The 23,766-nt window shown below is 58.6% G+C and carries 24 protein-coding genes; 8 read left to right on the top strand and 16 right to left on the bottom strand.

The genetic code is table 11. The annotated features are described in order from the left end of the window. The first annotated feature begins 65 nt into the window (after positions 1-65). Entirely contained in the window at positions 66-617 is a 552-nt protein-coding gene (locus RS694_RS07975) for a hypothetical protein (RefSeq protein WP_029708698.1), read from the top strand. A gap of 49 nt (positions 618-666) precedes the next feature. Continuing rightward, positions 667-2,277, top strand: coding sequence for an EAL domain-containing protein (locus RS694_RS07970; RefSeq protein ID WP_051391998.1), 1,611 nt, complete (start codon positions 667-669; stop codon positions 2,275-2,277). A 731-nt stretch (positions 2,278-3,008) separates the two neighbouring features. Here RS694_RS07970 and RS694_RS20460 read toward each other — a convergent pair. After that, positions 3,009-3,233 (bottom strand): hypothetical protein, encoded by a 225-nt coding sequence (locus RS694_RS20460; RefSeq protein WP_152528862.1) that lies wholly within the window; start codon positions 3,231-3,233, stop codon positions 3,009-3,011. Between the two features lie 217 nt (positions 3,234-3,450). Here RS694_RS20460 and RS694_RS07965 point away from each other — a divergent pair, with 217 nt between their 5' ends. Next, the gene (locus RS694_RS07965; RefSeq protein WP_029708696.1) at positions 3,451-3,672 is read left to right on the top strand and encodes a hypothetical protein; all 222 of its coding nucleotides are present in this window, start codon (positions 3,451-3,453) and stop codon (positions 3,670-3,672) included. A gap of 728 nt (positions 3,673-4,400) precedes the next feature. On the opposite strand, the gene RS694_RS21000 is transcribed toward RS694_RS07965, so the two are convergent. The 7 genes from RS694_RS21000 to RS694_RS07930 all read right to left on the bottom strand — a co-directional run bounded on the left by RS694_RS21000 (position 4,401) and on the right by RS694_RS07930 (position 11,692). After that, complete coding sequence (locus RS694_RS21000) at positions 4,401-5,858, bottom strand: methyl-accepting chemotaxis protein (RefSeq protein ID WP_029708695.1); 1,458 nt, start codon at positions 5,856-5,858, stop codon at positions 4,401-4,403. A gap of 111 nt (positions 5,859-5,969) precedes the next feature. Beyond that, a complete protein-coding gene (locus tag RS694_RS07955) occupies positions 5,970-7,481 on the bottom strand; it encodes a tripartite tricarboxylate transporter permease (protein WP_029708694.1) in 1,512 nt (503 codons plus the stop codon). A gap of 11 nt (positions 7,482-7,492) precedes the next feature. After that, on the bottom strand, positions 7,493-7,981 hold the full coding sequence (locus RS694_RS07950; protein WP_029708693.1) for a tripartite tricarboxylate transporter TctB family protein: 489 nt from the start codon (positions 7,979-7,981) through the stop codon (positions 7,493-7,495). Between the two features lie 94 nt (positions 7,982-8,075). Then, positions 8,076-9,053, bottom strand: coding sequence for a M14 family metallopeptidase (locus RS694_RS07945; protein ID WP_029708692.1), 978 nt, complete (start codon positions 9,051-9,053; stop codon positions 8,076-8,078). Continuing rightward, on the bottom strand, positions 9,050-10,024 hold the full coding sequence (locus tag RS694_RS07940) for a Bug family tripartite tricarboxylate transporter substrate binding protein (protein WP_029708691.1): 975 nt from the start codon (positions 10,022-10,024) through the stop codon (positions 9,050-9,052). Before RS694_RS07940 ends, RS694_RS07945 begins: the two co-directional genes overlap by 4 nt. Positions 10,025-10,146: 122 nt before the next feature. Beyond that, positions 10,147-11,043, bottom strand: coding sequence for a LysR family transcriptional regulator (locus tag RS694_RS07935; RefSeq protein ID WP_029708690.1), 897 nt, complete (start codon positions 11,041-11,043; stop codon positions 10,147-10,149). 31 nt (positions 11,044-11,074) lie between these two features. Beyond that, positions 11,075-11,692 carry a class I SAM-dependent methyltransferase gene (locus RS694_RS07930; RefSeq protein WP_029708689.1) on the bottom strand — a complete coding sequence of 206 codons (618 nt, stop codon included), beginning with the start codon at positions 11,690-11,692 and terminating at the stop codon, positions 11,075-11,077. Between the two features lie 659 nt (positions 11,693-12,351). Here RS694_RS07930 and RS694_RS07925 point away from each other — a divergent pair. Further along, positions 12,352-13,104, top strand: a complete 753-nt coding sequence (locus tag RS694_RS07925; RefSeq protein ID WP_029708688.1) for an SDR family oxidoreductase — start codon at positions 12,352-12,354, stop codon at positions 13,102-13,104. Positions 13,105-13,120: 16 nt separating this feature from the next. Here RS694_RS07925 and RS694_RS07920 read toward each other — a convergent pair whose 3' ends face one another. Further along, a complete protein-coding gene (locus RS694_RS07920; RefSeq protein ID WP_029708687.1) occupies positions 13,121-13,870 on the bottom strand; it encodes an SDR family oxidoreductase in 750 nt (249 codons plus the stop codon). Between the two features lie 136 nt (positions 13,871-14,006). On the opposite strand from RS694_RS07920, the gene RS694_RS07915 reads away from it, so the two are divergent. Beyond that, the gene (locus RS694_RS07915) at positions 14,007-14,915 is read left to right on the top strand and encodes a LysR family transcriptional regulator (RefSeq protein WP_076069500.1); all 909 of its coding nucleotides are present in this window, start codon (positions 14,007-14,009) and stop codon (positions 14,913-14,915) included. A 41-nt stretch (positions 14,916-14,956) separates the two neighbouring features. Then, positions 14,957-15,166, top strand: a complete 210-nt coding sequence (locus RS694_RS07910) for a hypothetical protein (protein ID WP_029705739.1) — start codon at positions 14,957-14,959, stop codon at positions 15,164-15,166. A gap of 89 nt (positions 15,167-15,255) precedes the next feature. Here the strand turns inward: RS694_RS07910 and RS694_RS07905 are convergent, their stop codons facing one another. The 3 genes from RS694_RS07905 to RS694_RS07895 form a co-directional block, all read right to left on the bottom strand. Continuing rightward, positions 15,256-15,582, bottom strand: coding sequence for a hypothetical protein (locus tag RS694_RS07905; RefSeq protein ID WP_029705740.1), 327 nt, complete (start codon positions 15,580-15,582; stop codon positions 15,256-15,258). A 10-nt stretch (positions 15,583-15,592) separates the two neighbouring features. Further along, a complete protein-coding gene (locus RS694_RS07900; RefSeq protein ID WP_029705741.1) occupies positions 15,593-16,384 on the bottom strand; it encodes a bestrophin-like domain in 792 nt (263 codons plus the stop codon). A gap of 269 nt (positions 16,385-16,653) precedes the next feature. After that, positions 16,654-17,040, bottom strand: a complete 387-nt coding sequence (locus RS694_RS07895; protein ID WP_029705742.1) for a DUF488 domain-containing protein — start codon at positions 17,038-17,040, stop codon at positions 16,654-16,656. A 205-nt stretch (positions 17,041-17,245) separates the two neighbouring features. On the opposite strand from RS694_RS07895, the gene RS694_RS07890 reads away from it, so the two are divergent. Together RS694_RS07890 and RS694_RS07885 are read left to right on the top strand one after the other, a co-directional pair. After that, on the top strand, positions 17,246-17,770 hold the full coding sequence (locus tag RS694_RS07890) for a chemotaxis protein CheW (RefSeq protein ID WP_161631548.1): 525 nt from the start codon (positions 17,246-17,248) through the stop codon (positions 17,768-17,770). A 22-nt stretch (positions 17,771-17,792) separates the two neighbouring features. Further along, positions 17,793-19,532 (top strand): methyl-accepting chemotaxis protein, encoded by a 1,740-nt coding sequence (locus RS694_RS07885; protein WP_076069497.1) that lies wholly within the window; start codon positions 17,793-17,795, stop codon positions 19,530-19,532. A gap of 83 nt (positions 19,533-19,615) precedes the next feature. Here RS694_RS07885 and RS694_RS07880 read toward each other — a convergent pair whose 3' ends face one another. The 4 genes from RS694_RS07880 to RS694_RS07865 all read right to left on the bottom strand — a co-directional run bounded on the left by RS694_RS07880 (position 19,616) and on the right by RS694_RS07865 (position 23,668). Next, entirely contained in the window at positions 19,616-20,434 is an 819-nt protein-coding gene (locus RS694_RS07880; RefSeq protein ID WP_241463833.1) for an alpha/beta fold hydrolase, read from the bottom strand. Positions 20,435-20,674: 240 nt separating this feature from the next. After that, positions 20,675-21,598: a DMT family transporter gene (locus RS694_RS07875; protein ID WP_029705746.1), complete on the bottom strand. Its 924-nt coding sequence runs from the start codon at positions 21,596-21,598 to the stop codon at positions 20,675-20,677. Next, positions 21,585-22,568 carry a tRNA dihydrouridine(20/20a) synthase DusA gene (dusA, locus tag RS694_RS07870; protein ID WP_029705747.1) on the bottom strand — a complete coding sequence of 328 codons (984 nt, stop codon included), beginning with the start codon at positions 22,566-22,568 and terminating at the stop codon, positions 21,585-21,587. The genes RS694_RS07875 and dusA overlap by 14 nt, the downstream gene beginning before the upstream one ends. A 119-nt stretch (positions 22,569-22,687) precedes the next feature. After that, entirely contained in the window at positions 22,688-23,668 is a 981-nt protein-coding gene (locus tag RS694_RS07865; protein ID WP_076069496.1) for a DUF2806 domain-containing protein, read from the bottom strand. Between the last annotated feature and the right edge of the window lie 98 nt (positions 23,669-23,766).

Raw genomic sequence — 23,766 nt, 5'->3', positions numbered from 1 at the left:
ACAAAGGTCAAAATTTAATACCTTTGACACATTGAACTGCGCCAATAGAGATTTGGGCGCAGCACATGAGGTTAGCGAAGACCGCCAAAGCCAAGGATGAGCTGAAGCCAGGTGTCAGAACACTTGGACAGCGTGAGCGAGCGCTTCTTCTCCTGATTGACGGTGAAAAGACACTCACCGACCTGGCCAAGTTTTTCCAGGACGATATTCAGATGCTCGCCTTGCAACTGATACGCGATGGGTACCTGCTCGAAGTCCAGCTTTCCGAAACGCGACTTTCGGTGAGTCCAGATCACGGTCCTGTCGGTACAAGACCTCAACAAGCCCTACAGCCCCCGGTCTCTGCAGATCAATTCAACGGCAAACGCTCTCTGGCTACCACACGCATGTTCTTGTTTGATATGTGTGAACGCATGTTTGTGAAGCGTTCTCCCGAGCAGGCTGAATCCTTCCGCGAAGCATTGCGCAATGCACGCGACAGGGAATCCATGCTGGCTGTGGGGCGAGCAATGATTCTGGAGATTGAAAAAATCGCAGGACAAGATCGCGCCAATTCAATCTCGGAACGCATCAGCCTGCTGCTTCCAGATGACGTTGTTACTGAAGCGAGCTTTTGATGTATTCGTGTGCAGCAGCTTGCGCAGGTTATTTCTTTCAATGCCAGTGATGACGAAGCCCCCCAAAGACCGTGCGCGAACCTTCGCAAGGCTTTATGCCCTCTTGGTAGGTGTGCTGGCTGTCATAGTGAGTGCAGCCCTATTCACTTTGTATGTCGCGGAAAACTACTTGCAGAAAATGCGAGAGGTGCAATTGACCATGGCGACTACCACCCAAGTCGTTGCGGCCGAAACTATCGATCTGCTGCTGCGCCTAAATAAGACCTACACGCCTGAGTGCTTTGAACAAAATTTAAGAGCATTACGGATGGAGGCATTTGGAACCGCCTACCAAAGCGACATTGGCATTTTTGACGAAAAAGGACGGCTGCTTTGTTCATCGTTACTCGGAGTATTGCCGGTTCCGTTTGAAGCGACTCCCCCAGATACGGTGCATGAGTACCAAGGGCACAAAGTTGAAATCAACAACCAAGTTTCGGTAGTCATTGGCGGCGGGCGTTACAAAACCACGGTGGTCCGAATAGGACGATTCAATGCGGTTGTAAATCCCAGAATACTAGGGACCTTGTTTCCCCAAGACCAGGATGTCATTCGCTTCGTTCTGCCCGAAGGAGGCTCTTTTCCCATATACGCGAATCCGGCGCTCTCCACACGATGGATCAATCTTCTGAGCACTAAGGAAATGCAAGAGGAGTCGATGCATTACTTTAGCTGGACCTACATGGCATTCATTGCGTCGGAGAAAGTGACAGAAACGCGATTTGTCATCCAGAAAGTGACTCCGCTTGGTGAGTTTCTCAGGATGCACGTGGCGATCTTGACGAAGCTAATGTTGCTGTCTTTGATCCTGGGTTGTGTTGTCTACTTCCTCATAAAACCAACTTTTCAACGTTGGAATGACTTGGAGCACAGGATTGAGGCATTGCTGACGATAGAGCATGTGGTGTGCATGTACCAGCCCATCGTAGATCTCAGGACAAATGCAATAGTGGGATGTGAGGTACTCATGCGCCTTCACGACAAGGGCGGTGTAGTTATTTACCCCGACCAAGTATTACCCATCATCATTGCGCGCAATCTCACATGGCGGCTGGATCAGACAGTTGTTCGCAAGGCCATCCATGAATTGTTCAATGGATTGCCCCCGTGTCAGGGCTTCAAGGTTGCCTTCAATCTTTTTCCGAAGGATATTCGGTACGCGGAAATAAGGGATCTCATCGAGAGTGAACTACCTAAATCTGGGCGTCACAATTTCCAGTTCAACCTTGAGGTGATTGAACAGGCTTACCAAAGTTCGTTGTTCACAGAGATTGCGCAACTCAAGGAAGCCGGGTATCAGATTTCGGTCGACGATTTCGGAACTGGATTTTCCAATCTGGGAAGCATCAAGTCTCTATCTCCCAATTTTTTGAAGATAGACAAATCCTTTGTTTTTGACATGGAAGACTCCACCATCCGTTCCTCGTTGATTCCGGAAATCATTGGAATTGCGCGAGCTGTTGGAGCGGCGGTCATTGCAGAAGGAATTGAAAACGATGCACAACGCCAAATGTTGCTGAAGTTAGGCGTGGAGTTTGGACAAGGTTATTTTTTCGCAAAACCGATGAGTGTTGGGGAGTTGCATGACCTGATGAAAGCTGCAGAGAACACATACGCGTAAAAGATATGTTGCGTCGCCAACCAACGATTGAGAAAATTGGGAGAAACGTTTTCTGTATGTCTAAGCATTTAAGTCATGTGTTGTTCGTTTCAAAAAGCAACTCCACAAGAAGTCTATTGGCAGAGGCCTGTTTAGATCACATCGGGGAAGGAAAATTTCGAGCGTTCTCCTGTGGCCATCCAACTTTTACAAAGCAAACCCTAACCACTGGGCATTACTGACACTGAACACTGCGGGGATCAGCACCACGGGATTGCGATGCAAGAGCTGAACAGCCCCATTGGCCGGGTCAACCAGCAACGACCCTTTGGGACTACCAGCCCTTGCCAGCCAGCATTAGGGCCGCGGGTATTGCGGTCATACAGATGTTGCACTCATTGCGGCGCAGACTAGAACTTTTCGTAGAGCTTCATTCCATGATCGCAAATCGATCGGACTTACTGCACGATTTGCGCGATTTGGCCCACATATAAAAAGTACGCTGACCGCGCAACACCCTGTGTCAATCGACATCTGGAAGCAGTCTTTTGCCAACGATCACCTCTGACAAGAACTCATGCGTCAGACATTCCAACGTTGACACGATGCTGTAACAGGCGATGCCTAGTATTCGCTTCCCCCCGAACATCCTTTGGGTCAGGAGGTTGATGTGGAGACGCTGAATTACCGAATTGAAAGTTCAGCCCCTATGGTGGGGCCACTTCTGCCTGGATCTGGCATCACAAACATACTTATTCATGATCGCGGATTGGCAATAGCTGTCGCCGCAAAAAGCGTGACCATTCCGTATGGACGGGAAATTCGGGTGGTTCTTGTTTCAACTGGTGAAGTTCTTTTCCGAAAAACGGCCGCGCATACTGCAGCAAGCTAACTCGATTAGGTTTAACTTCCGTATCCGCTGGATAGCGCACCATTGCCGCTATCGCTGTTTTAGCAATCCCAAAATCAGTCTTCACGGAGTACGGTTAACGATAGAGTCGAACCAATCCAAAAATGTACGTGGGTTTATTTTCTTCGCTGGACGAACAAGCAGTGCTGGGGAAATTGCCACTATTGCTGCTTTGCAGCATATCTACTAGGATGAATTGAGAACTGGGCAAATCACCTGCCGAGTGATGTCACCAATATCTGTGTCACATAGCCTCCGCAACTGTCGAAATTTGGAGAATCAAAATGGGTAAGAAAACCGAAAAACTCCGCCGCGTAGTGGCGAAACTATCTGATCGTTATGGAGCAGAGGATCAAGATGTTTTACGCCTTGGATTGGAACTGAAAGTTCTTGAGTCCCTGGAGGTTGCTCGTCCAGAAAGGCGGGCTTACAAAGCTCAGGAGCTCATGTTCCAGACGCCGGCAAAACAGTTGTATTTCGCTTCCATGTCGGATCTCACTCATTAATGTGTCTCGGCTTCCCTTGCTTGAAGATGAAAATCGTATCTGCGGTCCCGCGGGTTCACTGTCATTTCTGTGAAATGGGTACCTGGTAATTACGCACACAGGTCTCATTTTCAATAACCAAGTTTTCATTTTTGGGAAGTCGTATGCGTACTGAAACGCGTCGAATAACTTCAGCGATAAAGGATCTGCGAGCATTTCGCCGCGCTCTTGTTGGTATCCCACTGTTGCCACGCGTCGCAGTGGTTTGGCTTGTTTTTTCCTATTCGTACAGTCCAGATACCAGTGGTGAGCCTTTCGATAGCGCACAGTGGAAAGCTCGCTCGGGTGCCTATGGTGCGAATCTTGGCCCAGGATGCATGCGCGGAGGAATGGCTAAACGTTTGCTAGATGGGCAAGTCCTGACTGGAAAAGCACAACAAGATGAGCGAACTCAGTTAACCCGAACCAGTTGCCCCCCTGGACTTTCCAAACGCAGCCGAGGTAGTTTAGGTAGCGATATTCGTCTGGATTAGTGCGATTGGCAAGTGGGGAAGGTAAGCGCATGCCAATCCTTACTCCAAGATTTTTGGGCCAAATATCAGCGTACGACCCAAAGCGGTCTTCGCTCAATCCCGTTTCATGGCCGGAAAGCGGGCGTTCAGGACTGGCGCACTAGGCCCGTACGATGAACAGCCGATATGTGGGGCTGATTCAGACATGACGCCTACAAACTGATTGCATCTCCTGTTTTAGCCAGACACGCGAAATACCGCAACGACCTGGGCCAGCCGTTGGGCTTGATCGTGCATGGCAGACGCGGCCGCGGCAGATTGCTCCACCAGTGCAGCGTTTTGCTGGGTCATTTGATCCAGCCGGGAGACCGCTTGGTTGACTTGACCAATGCCTTCGCGCTGCTCGGTGCTGGATGCCGTGATTTCCCCTATCAAATCGGTGACAGATTGCACACTCCGCACGATTTCCTCCATGCTGTGTCCGGCCTGTGCTACCTGCTTGGCACCTGACTCCACCGTCTCCACCGACAGGCCGATCAGTGTTTTGATCTCTTTGGCCGCAGCCGCCGAACGCCCCGCCAGAGACCGCACCTCGGAGGCCACAACGGCAAAACCCCGGCCCTGCTCTCCTGCACGCGCTGCCTCTACGGCTGCATTCAAAGCCAGGATGTTTGTCTGGAAGGCGATGCCATCAATGGTGCTGATGATGTCCACGATCTTGCGGGATGACTCGGAGATGTGCTTCATGCTGTGAATCACCTGCCCAACCACTTCACCGCCACGGGTGGCCGCAAGGACTGCCGTAGTGGATAGCTGGTTTGCCTGGCGCGCCGTGTCCGCAGACTGGTTGACCGTATTGGTCAACGCTTCCATGCTGACGGCGGTTTGTTGCAGGTTGGATGCGGTTTGCTCGGTGCGCATCGAAAGATCCTGGTTGCCATTGGCAATTTCACTGGATGCAGTGGACATGGACTCCACACCGGTGCGCACCTGGGTGACCACACCCCGGAGCGTGGTCACCATCTTGGAAAGCGCGCGCATCAACTCGCCAAACTCATCGCGACGTTCGTCCTGAATATCCTGTGTCAGATCCCCCGCAGTAATGACTTGGGCCATTGCCACCGCACGCGCCAGCGGCCGTGTGATAGAGCGCATCAGCAGCACGATCACGCCGCCACTCAAGACCAGCACCAAAGCGACACTTATAAACGCCACCGTTGCCACGTCGTTGCGTGCCTGGTGTGCTAACTGTATGGCGCTATCCCGCTGCGTTCGTTGCCAGCGGATGTATTCCTCAATATTGAGAAAGTACGCAGGTACTCTGGGCAGCTTGTTGGCAGTCGCTTTTCCCAGCGCGGACTTCTCATCTGACGTATTGGCGAATTGGGAAATCTCCCGCTGAAGTGTTTCGATCTTGACGAGCAGACTTTTCACGCGGTCGTCAAAATCCGTGACCAATGCTTCATCCGTTGACGAAGTGCTGGCTGTGGCCATGGCTCCTGCCAATTGCGCCAGCCCATGCCAGCGTGCTGTCAGATCGCTGATTTTTTCGTACTTTTGGGTCTGCTCCTCCGCCTCTTCAGTCACCTGGAGCAAACGCACCTGCGTCCACACAGTCACCGCCATCATGAGAAGCCAGAGCCCCAAGATCACCAGCCACAGTTTGTGCGCCACGCGCAGATTGTCAAATTTCATGGCTACCGTTCGTTTGCAAATGCCCTGGGGCGTTGCGATAGTTCCCCATGCAGGCACTTAGCCACCGAATGTTTTGTGCCTTGGATGGGGAAAGAATGGGTCCGGGCATGCTCAATCCTCGACAAATGCCTCTTCCCGTTTGGACTTGACCGAGGGCAAGAGCACGATGACCAGCAACAACACGGCGGCAGCCAATAGACCCGCCGACAACGGGCGTGTTAGGAACACGCTCCAGTCACCGCGACTGAGCAGCAGGGCCCGGCGCAGATACTCTTCCATCATCGGCCCCAAGATGAAACCCAACAAGAGCGGCGCAGGTTCAGTGCCCAGCTTGATGAAGATGTAACCAATGACGCCAAACAGGCCCACCATCCAGATGTCCCACGTGTTGTTGTTGGTCGAGTACACGCCAATGGCGCAGAACAACACGATGGAGGGAAAAAGCCATCGGTAGGGAACCGAGAGCAGCTTGATCCAGATGCCTATCAGCGGAAGATTCAGGATGACCAACATCAGATTGCCAATCCACATGGAGGCAATCAGGCCCCAGAACAACTCGGGGTTGGACGTCATAACCTGTGGCCCGGGCTGAATGTTGTGTATGGTCATGGCACCCACCATCAGCGCCATCACCGCATTGGGCGGAATGCCCAGCGTAAGCAGCGGGATGAAGGAGGTTTGCGAGCCGGCATTGTTGGCGGCCTCAGGCGAGGCCACCCCGCGGATATTGCCTTTGCCAAAGGGCACTTCACCAGGACGCAGTTTGGTCTTCTTCTCCAGCGTGTAGGCCGCAAAGGCTGCCATCACGGCACCGCCACCAGGCAAGATGCCTAGCGCTGAGCCCAGAGCGGTCCCGCGCAGCACGGCGGGGAACATGTCCTTGAAGTCTTGCTTGGTGGGCATCAGGCCCGATACCGAAGCGGTAAAGACTTCCCGCTCACTCTCGCTCTTGGACAGGTTGCTGATGATCTCACCGTAACCAAACACACCCATGGCGATGACGATGAAGCCAATGCCGTCGGTCAGTTCGGGGATGTCAAAACTGAAGCGGGCCACGCCCGAGTTCACGTCGGTGCCCACCATGCCCAGCAAAAGGCCCAACACGATCATGGCGATGGCCTTGAGCAAGGAGCCAGAAGCCAGCACCACCGCACCAATGAGGCCCAGGACCATGAGGCTGAAATACTCGGCCGGGCCGAACTTGAAGGCCAGTTCGGTCAGGGGTGCCGCAAAAGCCGCCAGGATGAGGGTGCCCACGCAGCCGGCAAAGAAAGAACCCAGGCCGGCGGCCGCCAGTGCAGGACCGGCGCGGCCGTTGCGCGCCATCTGGTAGCCGTCAATGACGGTGACCACGGACGACGACTCTCCAGGCAAGTTCACCAGGATGGCCGTGGTGGAACCACCGTACTGGGCGCCGTAATAAATACCGGCCAGCATGATCAGCGCAGCCACCGGGGGCAGTGCGTAGGTAGCAGGCAGCAGCATGGCAATGGTGGCCAAAGGACCGATGCCTGGGAGCACACCAATGAGGGTGCCCAAAAGGCAGCCAATGAAGGCGTAAATCAGATTCTGAACGGTGAAGGCGACGCCAAAACCGAGGGCGAGGTTGTTAAAGAGATCCATGTGCAGTGTCCTCACGCAGCGAACAAGTCGGGCCAGACGGGGAACTGCAACTTGAGCAGCAGGATGAAGGCCACATAACTCAAGGCCGCCAGGACGACAGCGAGCACGGCCACCTCCTTGAAGTTGTGCTCATCACCTGCGTGGCTGGCGATGTAAGTAAGCAGGCAGATGCCCACGATCAAACCCAGAGGTTTCAGGCCGATGACCGGCAGGCCACCGATAGACGCACCGAACACCAGGTTCGCTGTAATGATGAAGAACAGCGGCTTCCACGCAATCTTGCCGATCTTGTCGCCGTCAGCCGTAGGGGTGGCCAAGCTTTTAAGGGAAATGGCACAGCCCAGGACGGCTAGCAGCAGGCCCAGAATGAGAGGGAAGTAGCCTGGGCCCATTTTTGCCCCATTGCCCAGGCTGTACTGGCTGGCCCCTGCGGCAAAGCCGCCGCCCGCCACGGTGAACATCAAGCCTGCATAAAAGTCTTTTTGACTTTGAATCCGAATAGTCAATTGCTTGCCCCAGTTGCTGTTGTGTGTCACAGCCGAAATGGCCTCTGTGCAGTCGGTTGACTGCATGCAGCGGACATGTGGAAAAAAGTTAGAGAAGACTGCGCCGCGCGAAGCGCACCACCGTCACGCCAGTGCGAGCCTGGCGTGTGGATGGCATCACCAGCACGCAGTTGTCGTACGGTGTGCGCACGGGCTCGCCGTCGTTGTCGCCAATCACCGTGCCAGCCGTTTCAAACAGCTCCAACCCTGTGTACGGCGCTGCAAAGCGGAAGGCACTGCTGCGCGCCACCACCGGGCCGGTAACTTCCAGCGCCCATTGGCGCGGCGCATCGGGTAGTCGCCAATGCGGCAACAACAGGGACAGCACCTGGGCACTGACCGCGCCCGACTGCTCCAGGAACCGCACACACTGGTCGCGTGCCACATCGCGGCTGGCCGGGTCGCCATGAAATCCGCATTCGACCAGCAGCGAGCGCGTGTCGCCCCCCGCTTCGTCCGCCCAACCAAAGCGACCGTAGTCGCGCATGCGCACGCCGTCTTGGTGCCCCGCATCCACCACCACGTGCTCGGGCGAGCGCATGGCGCGTGCCAGCGCCAGGTTACGTGGTTGTATGCCGGTCAGTAGCAGCGGTGCCGAGGGTTCATGCATGGAATGCAGGTCCAGCAGCCAGTCTGCCCGCGCCACAAAGGGTCGCAGTGCGGCGGCGCGGCGGCGTTCGAGTGTGTTGCCGGTGTCAATGCGTGCATCGCTCCACTGGCGGTTCAAGTCCTCGTCGGTAAAGCGCGATGCGTCATGGTTATTGGCGTCAAAACGGTCAAACGCCTCCAGATTGCAAAACGCCAGCGTGAGCGTGCCCACCTCCGGCCGCACGCCCGCCTCCAACAGCCCCAGCAGTGCCCAGGCCCCGCAGACTTCGTTGCCGTGGACCAGCGCGCTCACCATGACGTGCCGCCCGGGCACGCCAGAGTCAAAGTGCCATACGCCTTCCGTGCCCGTGTTGCCCGTGCGCCAGGTGCTCAGGTCCGGAGCCGGCAGCGCAAATGTCAGTGCCGGTGCCGTGCTCATTCTTCAATCTTGGCGAATTCAACAATCTTTTTGTACTTGGCTGCTTCGGCGCCCCAGTACTGGCCCAAGTTCACGCTAGGTGATGCCACGATGGAGCCACTGGCCTCCAGCTTCTTGCGAAAGTCGGGTGACTGCAGGATGTCATTGAGTGCCTTCTTCACCTTGTCAAACACCGGCTTGGGCAGGTTGGCAGGTGCCAGCAGCGCAAACCACACCCCAATGTCCACGTTCTTGAACTGGGGCGACTCGGCCAGCGCCGGAATGTCGGGTGTGATGGCCGAGCGCTTGGCCTCGGTGGTCCCCAGCGCAATCAGCTTGCCGCTCTTGATGTGGGGCAGCGCGCTGGACAGCACAAACATGCCGTACTCGATGTTGTTGCCCATCAGGTCGCTGCTCAGCGGTGCCACACCACGGTAGGGAATGTGTGTCATGAACAGCTTGCCCTGCTCCTTGACCATTTCTCCTGCCAGGTGCAAGGATGTACCCACACCGGAACTGCCGTAGCTGTACTTGCCGGGGTTTTGCGCCACTTTTTGCGTAAATTCCGCCACATTCTTCACACCCGCGCCGCTGGATGCGACCAGCACCAGTGGCTGCGACGCAATCAGACCAATGGGCGTGAAGTCCTTCATCTCGTACTTCACCTTCTTGGTCACCAGCTTGTTGATGGCCAGCTCATTGCTGGCACCCACCAGCAGGGTGTAACCATCGGCCGCCGCACTGGCCACCTTTTGCGCGCCAATGGAACCACCGGCGCCACCAATGTTCTCGATCACCACCGGCACACCCAGCTTGTTGCTCAGTTCAGTAGCCACGGTGCGCGCGGTCAGGTCGGTGCTGCCGCCCGGCGGGTAGCCCACCACCACGGTAATCGGCTTGGAGGGGTACGCCTCTTGCGCCAGCAAGGGGGCGCTCATCAGAGCCAGGGTACAGAGCAGCGCAGTGCGGCGCAGGGGGCGGGGGGTGTGCATGGAAAAAACCTTGTGGAAGAACTTGGAAGCTTCATTGTGAAAAGTTCACCTCCTGTCGTTGGTGCCGAAACGGCACCAACTCCTGCCAATTCGGAGCAGTGGCCAAAGTGACCAAAATGGGTTCAGCGCTGCGCCAGCGCCTTCCACAGTGCTTCGGCCAGCGGGCCCAGCCGCCGCTTGGGCCGGTACAGGCGCACATCAAAGCGCACGTCCATGCTCGCGTTGCCCGCCAGCGCCAGGCGCTTGGACTTGCAATCCGCATGCACCATGGACCAGGGCAACCAGGCCACGCCCAAACCCTTTTGCACGTACTCGTAGTGCGCGTCGGCCGAGTCGCACTCCACCACGCGCTGTAGCCGTGGCGCTTGGGGGTTGTTGCTCAGGTGGTCCTCCACCAACCGGCCCAGTGCCAGTTGTGGGGCGTAAGCCAGGTAGGGCACAGGCGCAGCACCCGCCGTAAACCGGTGCAAGGCCACGCCCTGCGGGGTAGCGCGCGACACCGGCACCAGCCGGTCGGACGCCACGTTCATGTGGGTGAACTGCCGCGCGTCCAGCCGGATCGCCAGCGCGGGGTGGTGGTACACCAGTGAAAAATCGGCTTCATTGCGCTCCAGCATGGCCACGGTGTCGGCCAGTGAGCGGGTGCGAATGCACAGCTCCCCGCCTTTCAACACCGGTTGCAGCCGCACCAGCCAGTCGGCTACCACGGTGCGCGCCAGCGTGCGGCCCGTGGCCATCGTTACCGTGCGGGCCTGGCGGCCAGCCAGGCTTTGCAGCTCTTCGTGCGATTGGCCTAGGCTGCGTGTCATCTGCCCCGCAGTCTCCAGAAAACTCTGGCCCGCTGGCGTCAGGGTAACGGGTCCACCACCACGCTGCACCAGCGGTGTACCCGCCCAGGCCTCCAGTGCGCGAATGCGCCGCCCAAAGGCCGGGTGCGTCACATGCCGCAGCTCGGCCGCGCGGGTAAAGCTGCGCTCCTGCGCCAGCACCATGAAGTCTTCAAGCCACTTGAGTTGCATTGTCAATGCGCGCTTATATGTTGATCAGTCTTTATAGACCCTGGGATGGCCGACGCAGTGCAAGAAAACTCCATCTCACGTCGTCGCGGCCGAGCATATCCTCGCGCTCACAGTGAGCGTGGCAGTGCAACTCATGCTGGGCAGCCAACCTTGTTGTTTCGTCCGCAGAGACATCAAACATTCTTCTGCCTTCTGGAATCGGTCCATGTCGCAGCGATATGAAGACTTGACCGCCATCTGCCACCAAATCGGCGACGGCGGTCATGGCCGCTTCGCGCTCGGACAAGTCCAAGTGCATCCACACAGCGGTGAGTAAGACCAGATCGAATTTGCGCTGCGCTTGCCGCAGCACGCTCAGATCTGGAAGATGGTCGTTTATCCACTCGATGGGCATTGCACCGTGTAGACGTTGGCCTTCGTGGCGTAGTTCGTCGGTGGGCTCTACTGCAACGACTTTATGACCTCTGCGTGCCAGCGCAGCTGCGTCACGCCCAGACCCCGCCCCGATGTCGAGTACTGTGATGGGTGACAAGGGAAGCAAGTGAACCAGATCGCAGTACACCTCAGCAAACGTAATGCTTTCATACTGGGATGCGAGAGCGGATGCATTCGTACCATAGCCGATGGTGCCGGGAACTTCAGTGGTCATAAGCTAGAGATGGATGGGGAGAAACTGTACTTAAAACGGGTGAGGTACGACTGTGTCCAGTCGCCGATTACGGTAGTTCATCGTACTCGCCAAGAACATACGGCCGGAATGGCAGCTATTCGGCAATAGTGCTGGAGCAGCGGCACTCCTTGCCATGGCTCGTGAATTCAACATCATTCGGGTGAAACTTCTAACTCGGCTTCCGCCATCTTGCAGAAGGTCGAATCCACCACCCAAAAGCATACATTCCCCTGGATCCGCTCCTGGCCCTCTACGGACGTAACGCCGCAAACCGTAAGCCCGCCCTGTTCTCTTCAGCGAAGCCAACCACAGTGGAGCGGAGCGGCACAATACTTCACCCCCCAAAACCCGCTATTGAATTAGTAGCATATTGCGCATATTCCACGAGGGCCAGGGGCAGATTTTGCTCGTAACTTCCGCCCCTCACGCCTACGAACTCCCAAACACGGCCTCGCGCAGGCGGATGCCCCATGCCCTTCTCATGGCATGCGCAAGCAAACAGCATCACAGCATCACAGCACCGTCAACGGTTATGGGGCCGAAAAGCGCAGAAAATAACGCGCAAGACCATGCAGTCCGCGTGAATCCATCCGTGGCCTCCAAGCCATTCTGAATCCCTCTCTTTTGAAAGACCCGACATGACTCCCAACTCCAAAGTAGCACTGGTCACAGGCGCCGGTACCGGTATTGGGCGGGCCGTGGCCCAGGCGCTACTGCAAGACGGCTATAGCGTTGTGCTGGTCGGGCGGCGGGCCGAGCCCTTGAACGCGGTGGCCCAGGCAGACGGTAGCGGGCGCGCCCACCCGTTTTGCGCGGATGTCAGCCAGCCGGAATCGGTGGACCAACTGTTTGCCATGATCAAAGACAAGTTTGGCCGGCTGGACCTGCTGTTCAACAACGCAGGCCTCGGCGCTCCCAAGGTCAACATCGAAGACATCACATTTGCCCAATGGCAAGACGTGGTGAATGTGAACCTGACGGGTTCTTTCCTCTGTGCGCAGGGCGCCATCCGGATCATGAAGAACCAGACCCCACAAGGGGGACGCATCATCAACAATGGCTCAATCTCCGCGCACGCACCACGTCCGAACTCTGGGCCCTACACATCGACCAAACACGCCATCACCGGTTTGACCAAGTCGATTTCACTGGACTGCCGCAAGTACAACATTGCCTGCGGTCAGATCGACATTGGCAACGCATTGACCGAGCTGTCCGCGCGCATGACCAAGGGTGTGCTGCAGGCCCACGGCGAGATCGCCGTAGAACCCATGATGGACGTGCAGGAAGTGGCGGACGCCGTGCTGCACATGGCGAAATTGCCGCTCTCCACCAATGTGCAGTTCATGACCATCATGGCGACCAACATGCCGTTTGTCGGGCGCGGTTAGCCGCAGAGCATCTACCTCACATCTGGCTCATGCCGCCGTCGGCAATGATCTCGGTGCCGACGATAAAGCCAGACTCCTTGGACACCAGGTGCAGCACGGTGGCGGCGATTTCTTCGGGGGTGCCAAAGCGGCCCAGCGGAATCTGCGTCTGGATGCTGGCGGCCATCGCCTGCAACTGGTCAGAAGTCATGCCCAGTTTTCCGTACAGCGGCGTGGTCACCGGGCCGGGGCTCACCACATTCACGCGTACGCCCTGAGGCAGCAGCTCGGCCGACAAGGTCTTGGCCAGCGAAATCAGCGCGGCCTTGCTCGCGGCGTAAACACTGGAATTGGGCATGCCGATGTGCGCGTTGATCGAACCGTTCAGCACGATGGAGCCACCGCGCGTCATCAGCGCGGCCAGGCGCTGGATCAGGAAGTACGGGCCTTTGACATTGGTGTCAAAGCTGCTGTCCCACAGCGCTTCGTCGATCTGCGCCAGTGGGCCGAACTTGGCCACGCCAGCGTTGATGAAGACGCCGTCGATCACGCCCATCTGCGTTTTCAGCGTTGCGACCAAAGCGGCCTGGGCCGCCGTATCGCCCGCGTCGCTCACCAGGGTCAGCCCCTGTGGGCCCAGCTCGGCGGCCACACGGGCTAGGCCTTCGGCGTCACGGCCGGTGATGGCCACACGGGCGCCTTCGCGGGCAAAAGCGATGGCGGCGGCGGCGCCAATCCCACTGCTGCCACCGGTGACAAAAATGTTCTTTCCTTCAAAGCGGTTCATGATGTTTCCTTCAATTGTTTCGTTGATGATTTACGAGGTTTTCAACCCCCACTGCAGGGCTGATGAAGCAAGTGTCTGGCGTTTGGCTGGGCTACAGACACCATGATTTCGATGAACTCATGCGAAAATATCGAATATGTTGAGTTTGGAAGATCTTCAGCTGCTGGAAGCGGTGCGCGCCACCGGCAGCCTGTCGCGCGCGGCGGAGCGTCTGGGCAAGGCCGCGTCCACCGTGTCCTATGCCGCGCGCCAGCTCGAAGAGAGACTCGATGCGCTGCTGTTCGACCGCGCCGGTTACCGTATTGCGCTCACGCCCGCTGGCCTGCTGCTGGTCGAGCAAGGCGCACAACTGCACGCGCAGGCGCGGCGCCTGACCGAGCGCGTGAAGCAGGTAGCACGCGGCTGGGAGTCCGAGCTGCGCATCGTGACCGACGAGCTGGCGAACATCGAAGCGCTGCTGCCGCTGGTGAGCGACTTTGACGCACTCAACAGCGGCGTGCGCCTGCGCTTTGCCCACGAAGTGTTGGGCGGCACCTGGGAGGCGCTGCTGGACCAGCGCGCCGACCTGGTCGTAGCCGCGACCAACGAGCCGCCGGCCATGGCGCATTTGCAATGGTTTGAGTTGACGCAGTTGGAATGGGTATTCGCCGTATCACCGCGGCACCCGCTGGCGCAAGAGAAACAGCCCCTGTCGATGGAGGCGATCACCGCGCACCGCTCGGTCGTGGTGGCCGACACCTCGCGCCTGGCGATTGCCCGCAGCTACGGTGTGCAGACGCACCAGGAGCGCCTGGCCATGCCGAGCATGCGCGCGAAGATCGCCGCCCAGGTAGCGGGCCTGGGCGTGGGCTGGTTGCCATTGGAGAAAGTGCGACACCATTTGAAGAAGGGCGAACTGGTAGCGCTGACCACGCAAGACCCACGCGAACCCAATCTTTTGTTTGTCGGCTGGCATTCCCACCGTGCCGGGCCCGCCTTGCAGTGGTGGGTGGAGAAGCTGCGCGATCCGCGCCTGGTGCCACCGCTGTTGCACCACAACTACTGAAGTTTCGCGTAGAAAATAGTGCTTTAGACAAAAAGGTCCTTGTGAACACATCCGTTGCCCATGCCGAACTTATCGCCGCTTTCAGGAGAGCGGAAGCGGACGCTGCACACAAGTTCGGATTGATCAAAGTCGTTGCCAACAAGGGGCCCAAGGCCATTCAGGCAGCGGTGGAGACAGCGGCCAAGGCAGCCAAACGCAGGGATTCGTTTGCGAAGAAACTCAGTGCGCTGGGTGTCAGCCTCAAGGATTGATTGCGGCACCTAGATGCTATTGAATGAATAGCTGGCTGCGCATACTCCATGCGGACTAGAGGCCGATTTGGCTTGTCATCCCGCAGCCCTCACGCCTGCCAGACCCCAAACCCCGCCTCGCGCAGGCTGATGCCCAGCTCGACCTCCATGTCGCGCGCAGCCTCGTACGACAGGGGGTTGTAAGCCTCATACAGGTCGGGCAGCAGGCGCAGGCCAAACTTCTGCGCGTAGCGGTTGGCCTGGATACCGGCCTTGTGTTTGTCAAACCGGATGTCCGGGTCCAGCCCGGTCATGCCCACGTAGACGCAAGGTTTGCCGGGGATGTAGTCCGGGTTGGCGCGCATGAAGCGGGCCTCGTACCGCACGTCGGGCGACAGCTCGATCACATACACATGGTGATGGCCGCGTTTGCCCATACCCGGCGTTTTACTTGTCCGCGCGGACGGACGTCTGCAGATCGACCAGGCTCTTCTGGCTGACCTGGATCAGGCCCCGGCGCGGGCGGTCCAGATCCAGAATGATGAAGACCAGCACGACGATCAGCGCCACCATCACGTAGCTCGCCATGGAAGGCCGGTGGCCGGCCACACCACAGGCAAACCCGACAATTACGCCCGCCATCAAAAGCGTGCCGTACAGCAGGAACAGCACCACCTCGGGCACATGCCGGCTGAGCGCTGCGTCGCGCGTGCTGAAGTTGTCGATCAGCGTGTTGAGCGATTCGATGTACAGGAACGGTGCCAGGGCGTCGGGCTCCAGTTCGGCAACGCGCCGGGCCTGCTGCCACAGCGCTGTCTGCAGCTGCGTGGCCTGCGCCAGCAAGGCATCAAGCTCGGCCCGATCAGCCAGGTGGTGGGCGCCGGTCTGCACCCGCACGTCGACGTAGCGGTGCAGCAGGGCCTGCGCGTCACTGCGGAACGCCGCCGGCAACAACTGGGCCCGCAGGTAGGCTGTGCCAATGGCATTGGCCTCCTGCACCACGGCTTCGCTGCGGCTGTCAAAACGCTGCAACGCCAGCGAGAAGGTAAACCCCAGCAGCAACGCGAGAATGCCCAGGATGGACGACTGCAGCCCGTTGATGTGGGCACGCGAGGCGTCGTCCACACGGTCCTGGCGGGCGCGCCCGACGCGGTAGCCCAACTCGATGACCAGCCCCAGGGACACCAGCAGCGCAGCCGCGATCAGGGTGCTGTTGATGTCATAAAAAAATTCGTTCATGGGGCTCCCGCAACACAAAAATAGTGCGCAAATTAGACCGCAAAAGGAAGCGGGGTTTCTCCCGGTTCTGTGGGATTGGACCTTTGCACAACCCGCACTGGCCGCAGATGCGGGTGCCGAGCAATCGCGCCAGCGCTCCGCTGGGCAGAGTCTGAGCCCGTTGTGCGGGCGTGGTAGCACGTAACCACTACTAAATGAATAGCTGCTTGCGCATACCCCATAAGGGCTGCAGGCACTTTTTATCCAAAATTACGCCCTGACGGCCCGGCTCAGACCAGCCTGGCGCCCTTTTCCTGCAGCAGCGCGCGCAAGGTGGCGCGGTGGCAGTGGTTCTCGTCTTCGCAATAACAACCGACCGAGAAATTGCTGTGTTGTGACAAGGCCGCCAGCACCTCCAGCGTGCGACTGGCCTCGGGTGTGTTCATCTCGCTGCGGTACTTTTTGACAAAGGCGGCCCACTGCGCGGGCGTGGTCGCCTCTTGCCCCTGCTTCATGGTTTCGGCACTCGGCGCGAGGTTGGGGTACCAAACGTCGTACCAGTTCTGCGTTGCAAATTCGGCCTTGGGCACGCCCCGCGGCGGGCGGCGCACTGTGCCAATGCGGGTGCCCTCGTCTGCCGCACGTGCCGATCCCAAACGTACTACCCGAACCACCATAACCGCCTCCATCCGCTCAAAAAACCCAGTTTAGCCAAGCCAAACACCTCGGCAAAGGGGGACGACCCGCAGGCCCGTACACAGTCCTGTAACAACTAATTGGGCCGAATTACTACATTCACTCCATCGCAATCACAGCGCTGTTGGCAGGGGCCAAAGCCGGATGCCACCGTTTTTTCCAACGACCACTTTCAGGGAGTATTTCATGGACGTTCACAACCAAGTCACCCAACCGGCCAGCCTGTACATGCTGGGCGGGCAGCCCGTAGACACCGATTCCAACGAGTACCTGGCGTTTCGTCTGGGCTCTCAGGAATACGGCGTTGGCATCCAGCAGGTGCAGGAAATCCGCAGCTACGAGCGGCCCAACCGCATCCTGCGTGCGCCGGTCTTCCTGTCGGGTGTGCTCAACCTGCGCAGCACTATCGTTCCGATTGTGGATCTGCGCATCCGCCTGGGCCTGCCCACCACATTCAACAGCCGCACCGTCATCGTGGTGCTGAACCTGTCCTCCGGCACCGTGGGTGTGGTGGTGGACGCGGTATCTGACGTGCTGGAACTGCGACCCGACGAGATCCAGCCCATGCCCGGACTCAACGATTCGCCCGATGCCCGCCTGTTTGAAAGCATGGGTTGCAGCCACCAGGGGGACACCGAGCGCACGCTGGTGATCCTCAATTTCCAGGACCTGCTGCCGCGCGACACGGTCCAGTCCATCACCGCACGCTAACCACACACACGAGGAGAGCACCATGACATTCCGCAACATGAGCATTCGTACCAGGCTGAGCCTGGCTTTCGGCGGGCTGGCCGTCATGGTGATGGCGGTAGCCGCGCTGGCGCTCACAGCGCTAGCCGACGCCAATACCCGCTTCACCAGTTACACCAGCGGGCTGAACGCCCGTGCTGGCATGGCCGCCCATGTGCGCGCCGCAGTGGACGACCGCGCCATTGCCGCACGCAACCTGGTGCTGGTCACCAAGGAAGCCGACCTGGCCATTGAAAAAGCCGCCGTGGCGCGCGCCCACCAGGAGGTGCAGGACAGCCTGGCGCGGCTCAACAAGATGATTAACAGCGGCACGGATGTGTCCGCGCAGGGCCGAAAACTGGTAGCCGAGATAGACAAGGTGGAGCAGTCCTACGGCCCGTTGGCGTTGGCGATTGTGGATCTGGTGCTCAACAACAAACGTGAGCAGGCCATCACCCGCATGAACGACGAATGCCGCCCCCTGCTGGCCGCGCTGATCAAAGCCACCAACGAATACGAGCAGTTCACCCTGGGCCGCACCCGCGACCTGGAACAGGCTGCAATCGCGGACTATGCCTTGCAGCGCAACACCTTGGCGGCACTGTGCCTGCTGGCCGTGGTCGTGGCCGTCATCGCGGGCTGGCTGATCACCCGCAGCATTACCGGCCCGCTGAACCAGGCCGTGGAAGCCGCCGACCGCATCGCCGCCGGTGATCTGGACGCTGCTATCAGCGTCAACTCCACCGACGAAACCGGTCGCCTGCTGGGCAGCCTGCAACGCATGCAGCAAAGCCTGGTCGACACCGTAAGCACCGTGCGTGGCAATGCAGAAAGCGTGTCCCTGGCCAGCGCCCAGATCGCCCAGGGCAACAACCACCTGAGCCAGCGCACCGAAGAGCAGGCGTCCGCCCTGCAACAAACCGCAGCGTCGATGGAACAACTCGGCGGCACCGTGCGCAACAACGCCGACAACGCCCGCCAAGCCGGCCAACTGGCTGCCGCAGCCTCCAATGTCGCCCTCAAGGGTGGTGACGTGGTGGGCCAGGTGGTGCAGACCATGAAGGGCATCAACGACAGCTCACGCCAGATTTCCGAAATCATCAGCACGATTGACGGCATTGCCTTCCAGACCAACATCCTGGCGTTGAACGCCGCCGTGGAAGCCGCCCGTGCCGGCGAGCAGGGCCGGGGCTTCTCGGTGGTAGCCGCTGAAGTGCGCAACCTAGCGCAACGCAGCGCCGAAGCCGCCAAGGAAATCAAAACCCTGATCACCGCCAGCGTGCAACGTGTGGAGCAAGGCACGACCCTGGTCGACCAGGCCGGCAGCACCATGCAGGAAATCGTGGACTCGGTCAAACGCGTGTCCGACATCATGGGAGAGATCAGCGCCGCCAGCGCCGAGCAAAGCACCGGTGTCGGCCAGGTCGGTGACGCCGTGAGCCAGATGGACCACGCCACCCAACAAAACGCCGCTTTGGTGGAAGAAAGCGCCGCTGCCGCCACCAGCCTGCAGATGCAAGCCGAACAACTGGTGCAGGCCGTGGCCGTGTTCCGCTTCGCACAGCAGGCGCTGGCGGTGCGCTCCGAATCCGCAGTGCCCTACATCGGCCCAGAGCGCCGCAGCGTAGACCGCGCCAGCAATGTCACCCGCCTGCAGCCCACCGCCAAGGCCGCAGCCAAGCCACTCGCAGTGACCGCAACCGCAGGTCTGCGCACCGGCACCCACGACTGGGAAACTTTTTAAGCACGCCTGTACCCGGGCGCAACAACTAGAAGGGCGTCGTTGGAACTGGGGAGCGTTGTGACAGCAACGCTCCCTTTTTTTGTCTACGCCGCCACAAAGCCCTGCATCGCCTGCACCACCGCTGCGGGGGCGCTGATATGGGGCAGATGGCCGGTGGCATCCACCACGGCCAGCTGACTCCCCGCAATGGACTGGTGCAGGTAATGGGCGACACCCAGAGGCACCGCCAGGTCCTCGTTGGCATGGATCAACAAGGTCGGGTGGCGGACCTTTTTGACATCGGCGCGGTGGTCGGACTGGAAGATGGAATACAACACGGTCAGCGCACGCTCCTGCGGGATGGACTTGATGCTCGCTGCGAAGTGCTGGCTCAGTCCAGGCCGGTCTGCGTTGCGCATGACGGCGGGGGCAAATTGGTCTGCCCACTCGGCGTACGAAGTCTCCATGGCACTGTAGAGCCCGTTCAGGTCTTCCTTGGAAAAGCCTCCGTGGTAGTCCGTGTCGTTCAGGTACCGGGGCGATGCGCCGATCAGTACCAGGCGCGAAAACCGCTCCGGCTGGCGCAGGCTTGCCAGCACGCTGATCATGGCTCCCACCGAATGCCCCACCAACACCGCATTCCTGATTTGCAAAGCCTCGCAAACGTCCAGCAAATCCGCTGCATAACGGTGCAGATTCAGGTAGTGGTGCTGAACAAAAGCCTCTGGCGGTGTGCTGCCTCCGCCCACGTTGTCCAACAGCACGATCCGACAACCGGCGGTGAACGCCGCCTGCACCTCCCGCCATGCCGTCTGGTCCGTCCCGAAGCCGTGCACGAACACCATGGTCCGCTCGGCGTCGGCAGGCCCGAGGACGGTCACGTGGTTCTTGATCAGGGGGTCCAGATGGGCTTTGGCTGACACAGGCGTTGCTCCCAAGAATGGTTTGTTGGTGCAATTTTCAGCATATGGAAACGATCTGCCAATCCCCCAAACGGGTGAATTTACGGACCACACCGCTCCGTGCACGGGGCAGCCATGGGCGAAAAACACGCCGCATGGTGCTACGCGCACACCTAAATTGCTACAAATTCAGGAGCTGCTCGCGCAATCTACATGAGGGCTAGAGCCACTTTTTACATGCAAGCGCAACATCCGGAGGTGTTAGCGCCGCGACACCCAGTACACGCCAGGCAGGATCAGCGCCGCCCCAGCCACGTGGTGCCAGCCCAGCGGCTCGCCCAGCACCCCATACGCCGCCACCGCCGCGTACAACGGCCCGAGGTACAGCGTGACCGCCACGCGGCTGGCGCCCAGCACCTTCTGCGCCCAGCCGTAAATCCAGTAGGCCACCAGCCCCGGCGCCAACGCGGCAACGAGCACCAGGCCCAACGCTTCGGTGCCAAAGGCCGGTGTGCTGGGTTGTCCCCATTCCCAGGCCGCACACGGCAGCAGCACGACCACACCACCGGCGCAGATGGCCGCCAGCCGCGCCGTGGCGCTCAAGGTACTGGACCAGACTTTTTGCAGCAGTGCATAAAGCGCCCAAGACACCATGGCCGCCACGATCCAGGCGTCCCCCACGACCCATTGCACCTGGGCCAGCGCGGTCCACTGGCCTTTGACAATCACATGCACCACACCGACCATGGCCACCACCACGCCCACAGCCTGCTGCCAGCGAAAGCGCTCACCCAGCCACAGCACGGCCCCCACGGCAATCAGCACGGGAGCGGCGGAGTAAATCAACGCAATGTTCATGGCCGTTGTGGTTTTGGCACCCACATACACCCAGGCGCCGCACACCAACATGCCGCAAAAACCCAGCACCACGTACTGGTGCCAGACCCGGGCAATGGCCTGGCGCTGCGCCCACAACTCGTGCCGCGCCATCAGTCCCAGTAGCAGGCCTGCCACGGCCCAACGCCCCAGCGCCAGGGTGTAAGGCTCCACCACACCCGGCGCACGCCGCGCAACGATGACGTTCACCGCCCACAACGAGGGCACGCCCCACAGCGCCAGGCGGGCGAGCCGTTCTGTGCGCGCCGTAGCTGCCGCAGTCTGTAGCGCAGTCTCAGGCTGCGGCAAGTTCGACTCCGCGGGCCTGGGCCATCACTTCGCGCGCTGGCAGACCCTTGAGGCGGTGGTCGCTCCACACCTGGCGCCAGCGGCGTGCGCCGGGCATGCCGTGGCGCAGCCCCAGCATGTGGCGCGCAATGGCGTACCAGGAGGTACCGTGCTCGGCTGCCTCACGCTCCATGTAAGCCACCATTTGTTCTTCCACGATGTCGCGGCTGAGCTCCGTGGGGCTGGCACCGTAAAACGCCGCATCCCATTCGGCCAGCCACCAAGGGTTGTGGTAGGCCTCGCGGCCCAGCATCACGCCGTCGACATGCTGCAGTTGCTCGGTGATCTGGGCGCTGGTGGTCAGGCCGCCGTTGATGGCAATGGTGAGGTGCGGAAATTCCCGTTTGAGCTGGTGCACCAGCGCATAACGCAGCGGTGGGATTTCGCGGTTTTCCTTAGGAGAAAGGCCTTTGAGCCAGGCATTGCGCGCATGCACGATGAACACATTGCAACCGGCTTCGCTGACCGTGCCAATGAAGTCGCGCACAAAGTCGTAGCTCTCATTTTTGTCGATGCCAATGCGGTGCTTCACTGTCACCGGTACATCCACCACATCGACCATGGCCTTCACACAATCGGCCACCAGCGGCGCCTCGTTCATCAGGCAGGCACCAAAGGCGCCGCGCTGTACCCGTTCGCTGGGGCAGCCGCAGTTGATGTTGATTTCGTCGTAACCCCAGTCCTGGCCCAGCTTGGCGCACTGCGCCAGATCGGCCGGCTCGCTGCCCCCCAGTTGCAGGGCCAGCGGATGCTCTTCGGCGTTGAAACGCAGATGCCGCGGCACATCGCCATGGATCAGCGCGCCAGTGGTCACCATCTCGGTATAGAGCAGCGTGTGGCGGGTCAGCAGGCGGTGCAGGTAACGGCAATGCCTGTCCGTCCAGTCCATCATGGGTGCCACAGAGAGGCGCCAGGGGGTGTGTGCGAACATTTTCTTTGAAATCAAACGGTTACCTGATTTTCGCAGATGAACGCTACCCCCCACCAACAGTTCATTCAACACCCTACTCTGCGGTGCCTCAACATTCATGCGCTGGCCACCGAATTAGTTTACAAATCTTGCTCAAAAGTCTGGGCCACGACTCCCTCACTCTGAGTGAGTTCACTACTGCGCTTTGCATTGATTGACCTAATGCGCCAAAAATTACCCAGGGCGCTGAAATACGCTTGGTTTGGCGAAATACTCATTAGCCTTTGTAGCTCACGTCCAACGGAGGTGAAAAGAACAGTAGGAAATTGAATTAAGCCGCCAGGCGGAACACTCAATTGAATAGAGATGCCATTGTTTGAGAGGAAAGCAAATTTCGGCCCGTCAGAATCATCTAAAGAAGGCGACTTATATGTTCTTTTGAGAGAGTCGCCACTGGTCATTAGACCGGCATCACGCAGCCGAATCAAATCTCCATACGCAATCCCAAAAGGAACTAACGCAGAATTCAAATCGTCCCCAGGTATTGCAATAGAACCATCCGACATTGCAATTGAACAAGCAGTCCTAAATGTTTCTGCCTCATGTGCGCTCAACTCACGAAGCACACTCAGCGTACGAAGACTATATGTCCCAGGTGAACTGACTTCACCAGCGAGAATTTTCCCCCACAAAAGCTGCATATCCTCATCACACACATTTTCGGCTTCTTGAAAAAATTTTCGCCTCCAGGTTTCATTTACTGGGGCTTCAGACACTGACAAAGGTAAGGCGACATAAGCCTGTTCGACTACTGCTTCGAGATTCTTTTGACCTTCAACTTCACGAATTAGTAAACGCTGTCTTGCGCGCTCTGCAAGTTCGGGATTTACAGTCGAAATTTCTTGAATCCGCGACAGTGAAGCATCAATATCAATGTTTCTTCGAGTAACTTCCGCGTTCGCTTGAGCTTTTGCAATCGTCTGAATTTCGTAGGCCCTCGCATCAGCTTCCCGACGAATTGCCTGTGGACGCCATAAAACCCCCAACCCTTTGGATGCGACATCCATCAATTTTGTGAGCGGCTTACCTAGACCCGTCAGATCTTTGATCTCAAACACCATTCGGTCCTCCCTGTTGACTTGAAAGTTCTATCGAGCGGACTATATCAACTAGCTAAAAAATCTAGCAGCACTCAAAAGCGCGAGTCATACGCTGGTTC

It is taken from the genome of Rhodoferax saidenbachensis (assembly GCF_001955715.1).
GTDB lineage: Bacteria > Pseudomonadota > Gammaproteobacteria > Burkholderiales > Burkholderiaceae_C > Allorhodoferax > Allorhodoferax saidenbachensis.
The sequence above is the reverse complement of the archived record's forward strand: the minus strand, read 5'-3'. Positions and strand labels throughout refer to the sequence as shown.

Bases quoted from the DNA above. Each gene is read 5' to 3' on its own strand.
- RS694_RS07890 (WP_161631548.1), top strand. From the start codon at position 17,246: ATGGACGTTCACAACCAAGTCACCCAACCGGCCAGCCTGTACATGCTG.
- RS694_RS07935 (WP_029708690.1), bottom strand. From the start codon at position 11,043: ATGCAACTCAAGTGGCTTGAAGACTTCATGGTGCTGGCGCAGGAGCGC.
- RS694_RS07930 (WP_029708689.1), bottom strand. From the start codon at position 11,692: ATGACCACTGAAGTTCCCGGCACCATCGGCTATGGTACGAATGCATCC.
- RS694_RS07895 (WP_029705742.1), bottom strand. From the start codon at position 17,040: ATGGTGGTTCGGGTAGTACGTTTGGGATCGGCACGTGCGGCAGACGAG.
- RS694_RS07955 (WP_029708694.1), bottom strand. From the start codon at position 7,481: ATGGATCTCTTTAACAACCTCGCCCTCGGTTTTGGCGTCGCCTTCACC.
- RS694_RS21000 (WP_029708695.1), bottom strand. From the start codon at position 5,858: ATGAAATTTGACAATCTGCGCGTGGCGCACAAACTGTGGCTGGTGATC.
- RS694_RS07920 (WP_029708687.1), bottom strand. From the start codon at position 13,870: ATGAACCGCTTTGAAGGAAAGAACATTTTTGTCACCGGTGGCAGCAGT.
- RS694_RS07905 (WP_029705740.1), bottom strand. From the start codon at position 15,582: ATGGGCAAACGCGGCCATCACCATGTGTATGTGATCGAGCTGTCGCCC.
- RS694_RS07970 (WP_051391998.1), top strand. From the start codon at position 667: ATGACGAAGCCCCCCAAAGACCGTGCGCGAACCTTCGCAAGGCTTTAT.
- RS694_RS07865 (WP_076069496.1), bottom strand. From the start codon at position 23,668: ATGGTGTTTGAGATCAAAGATCTGACGGGTCTAGGTAAGCCGCTCACA.
- RS694_RS07965 (WP_029708696.1), top strand. From the start codon at position 3,451: ATGGGTAAGAAAACCGAAAAACTCCGCCGCGTAGTGGCGAAACTATCT.
- RS694_RS07925 (WP_029708688.1), top strand. From the start codon at position 12,352: ATGACTCCCAACTCCAAAGTAGCACTGGTCACAGGCGCCGGTACCGGT.
- dusA (WP_029705747.1), bottom strand. From the start codon at position 22,568: ATGTTCGCACACACCCCCTGGCGCCTCTCTGTGGCACCCATGATGGAC.
- RS694_RS07915 (WP_076069500.1), top strand. From the start codon at position 14,007: ATGTTGAGTTTGGAAGATCTTCAGCTGCTGGAAGCGGTGCGCGCCACC.
- RS694_RS07945 (WP_029708692.1), bottom strand. From the start codon at position 9,053: ATGAGCACGGCACCGGCACTGACATTTGCGCTGCCGGCTCCGGACCTG.
- RS694_RS07975 (WP_029708698.1), top strand. From the start codon at position 66: ATGAGGTTAGCGAAGACCGCCAAAGCCAAGGATGAGCTGAAGCCAGGT.
- RS694_RS07885 (WP_076069497.1), top strand. From the start codon at position 17,793: ATGACATTCCGCAACATGAGCATTCGTACCAGGCTGAGCCTGGCTTTC.
- RS694_RS07940 (WP_029708691.1), bottom strand. From the start codon at position 10,024: ATGCACACCCCCCGCCCCCTGCGCCGCACTGCGCTGCTCTGTACCCTG.
- RS694_RS07900 (WP_029705741.1), bottom strand. From the start codon at position 16,384: ATGAACGAATTTTTTTATGACATCAACAGCACCCTGATCGCGGCTGCG.